At 43.8% G+C, this 2,677-nt stretch carries 4 protein-coding genes; 1 reads left to right on the top strand and 3 read right to left on the bottom strand.

Translation table 11 applies throughout. From position 1 onward, the window contains the following. Positions 1-331 precede the first annotated feature (331 nt). Positions 332-1,327 (bottom strand): amino acid ABC transporter permease, encoded by a 996-nt coding sequence (locus PX481_RS19045; protein WP_002758268.1) that lies wholly within the window; start codon positions 1,325-1,327, stop codon positions 332-334. A gap of 85 nt (positions 1,328-1,412) precedes the next feature. On the opposite strand from PX481_RS19045, the gene PX481_RS19050 reads away from it, so the two are divergent. Then, positions 1,413-1,928: a single-stranded DNA-binding protein gene (locus PX481_RS19050; protein ID WP_002758269.1), complete on the top strand. Its 516-nt coding sequence runs from the start codon at positions 1,413-1,415 to the stop codon at positions 1,926-1,928. A gap of 164 nt (positions 1,929-2,092) precedes the next feature. Here the strand turns inward: PX481_RS19050 and PX481_RS19055 are convergent, their stop codons facing one another. Continuing rightward, positions 2,093-2,305: a hypothetical protein gene (locus PX481_RS19055; RefSeq protein WP_002758270.1), complete on the bottom strand. Its 213-nt coding sequence runs from the start codon at positions 2,303-2,305 to the stop codon at positions 2,093-2,095. Then, complete coding sequence (locus PX481_RS19060; protein ID WP_002758272.1) at positions 2,292-2,507, bottom strand: PIN domain-containing protein; 216 nt, start codon at positions 2,505-2,507, stop codon at positions 2,292-2,294. The genes PX481_RS19055 and PX481_RS19060 overlap by 14 nt, the downstream gene beginning before the upstream one ends. Between the last annotated feature and the right edge of the window lie 170 nt (positions 2,508-2,677).

The raw sequence follows: 2,677 nt of genomic DNA on the forward strand, positions 1-2,677 counted from the left end.
ATCGGTGTCCGCATAAAGTCGATATTACCGAGAGTTTTAGCGTCATCGGGTTCCAAGTAGAAAGCCTCTTGCGGTTCCGGTGCGCTCATATCCATCGGTTCATCGACGTATTTCGTCTTATTGCCAAACAGGCCAAAGAATCCAGCCATTTTCTCCCTCTCCTAAATAAATATATTTACCATAAATTGCTGCTGATTGTTAAATCATATCAATATTTATGACAAAAAGCCAGGTAGCCATCTATCAGTTATCAGTGATCAGTGGTCAGATGGGAGTTTTCAGTTTACTGTTCACTTTTCACTGTTCACTGATAAAACTTCCCACACCCCAATCAACGCTGTTCTAACCTACGACTGGCTAGGGACATAGAATAACAGAAAATCCAGTAAATAAAAGCCAAAAATAGATAAACCTCTGGATAATCGCCGATAAATTTCGGATTAGCTAAAACAGATCCTGCCATACCCAAGAGGTCCACCAGTCCCACGATCGCCAGTAGGGAAGTATCCTTAAATAAACTGATAAATTGACCAACAATAGCAGGAATGACCGCTTTTAAAGCTTGGGGTAGAACGATCAATAATAAAACGAAAATCGGTTTTAAACCCAAAGCTTTGGCCGCTTCAATTTGACCCTTGGGAATCGCTTGTAAACCACCGCGGACATTTTCGGCCAGATAGGCTGCTGCAAAAAGGGTAAATCCGGCGATCGCTCTGATTACCCGTTCCGGTCTGGTCCCGGCGGGTAAAATTAAAGGTAACATCACCTGAGCCATGAATAAAATTCCCAACAAAGGTAAACCGCGCAATAATTCGATATAACCAATAGATAGCCAACGAATTGCCGGTAATTCACTCTGTCTCCCCAGGGCTAATAATACCCCCAAGGGGAAAGATAAAATCATACTGGCGATCGCTACTAATAAAGTTAAGATTAAACCACTGAGATCATCGAGGGGAATTGCCTTTAAAAATAATCCCCCCAATAGCAACCAAGCGATTAAAGGTAAAGTCAATAACCAGAGCAATCCCCACCAGCGTTGGAGAAAAGCGGGGCAATTGGGGAAGCGACCCCGGTTTAATTGCCAAGAAAACAGTGATAAAGCCGCAAGTATCGTTAAAATCAGCCAAATTCTCCATATTGACTGTTCTGGATAACGACCGACCACAAATAAACCGATATTTTCCGTCACTACAGCCCATTTTGCCTGATTTATCGCCCAATCGAGAAAACTTAAACCACCCCAGAGGCTGAGAAATAGACCCGCAAGGGTTAAGATGACGTTGTACCAAGTGTTAAAGAGATTTTTTCTTAACCAGAGTCCCATAAAATTCCCTAACCTCTACAGTGGTGATCCTTGTACTTTTTCAGTACAATGGTGCTATTAGAAAAATTCAGACTAATTTTCGACCATGAACAGTTGCATTTTAATGGCTAAAATTGTCCGTCGTCCCGAATTACGTTATACCCAAGATAATCAAACTCCCTACGCTCAAATGTTAGTCGAGTTTTCTGCCAATCGTGCCGAGGCAACCCCGACTAATTTAAGGGCCGTAGCTTGGGGAAATTTGGCCTCAGAAGTCGCTCAGAACTATAATGAAGGCGATCAAGTAATTTTGGAAGGTCGTCTCTCGATGCAGACGATCGATCGTCCCGAAGGTTTTAAGGAAAAACGGGCCGAATTAGTCATTAGTCATCTCTATCATCTTGACGGCAGCGTGAGTAGCGGTGAAATGGCAGCCCCGACTCCAGAAAAAGTCGTGCCAATCAATACCCACAAATCGAATAAAACCCCGGTGGAAAAACCCGTCGCACCTGTCTCCACCGGGGATTTTGAATATGACGCATCCTATGAACTTTCTAATCCTTCCGCTTGGCAACCTAGCGACACATCGGTGGAGGAAAATTTAGACGATATTCCTTTCTAATTACCCCGACAGAATTAATGGCTCTTCTCGATTTTGTCTGATAGTTTTTGCTTATGGAATCGTGGAATGCTTATCCGGCAAGACTTTAAGCACTATTTTGACGGATATTCTATCAGTATAGACCTCGTTTCCACACAGAAACCAGAAGAGCCAGTTCTTGCCTTCTAACCCCCTAACTCCCCACCATTGATACTTTTCTTTTGTTGAACGTAGCTCTGAAAATCGGCGAGGGTCAGTTCATCTAACCACTGGTGTCGCTCGGCGGTGTAATCTCCATGGCCGACTTCCAATTGTTGCAGGAAGCGGAGCATTCCCACCACCCCTAAAGAGTCAACTAAAGCTTGATATCCTTGTTTTCTCAGTTCAGCTAATTTCATTGCCATCCTCCTGTAAAGTCGCCATCAACCAAATCACGGGATTCTCTACCGTTACGTTAATTGAATCTCTATATTGTTGAGCTTTTCGCAGCAGCCTGTCATCGGTGGTCAGGAAAATATCAGCGCCCCCCGCTTCAGCAAAAGCCAGATGTAAGGCATCATAAAACTTAAAACCCAGTTGGGAGGTACGGAGTAGGGGCAATTCATGAATTGCCCCTACTGGCGATGGGCGTTTCCCTCGATACCATCCAACGGGCAGCTTCTACAGTAGCTTCTTGCCAAAATTCGGCATCAGTAGCAGCTATATCTGAATAATCTATATCAGAATCTTTCATCTGACCAAGGAGCTTTAATTGTTCCTCTCTCGACATA

This window comes from Microcystis sp. M53603_WE2 (assembly GCF_030065435.1).

Coding starts and splice junctions, on each gene's coding strand:
- PX481_RS19050 (WP_002758269.1), top strand. CDS start 1,413: ATGAACAGTTGCATTTTAATGGCTAAAATTGTCCGTCGTCCCGAATTA.
- PX481_RS19055 (WP_002758270.1), bottom strand. CDS start 2,305: ATGAAATTAGCTGAACTGAGAAAACAAGGATATCAAGCTTTAGTTGAC.
- PX481_RS19045 (WP_002758268.1), bottom strand. CDS start 1,327: ATGGGACTCTGGTTAAGAAAAAATCTCTTTAACACTTGGTACAACGTC.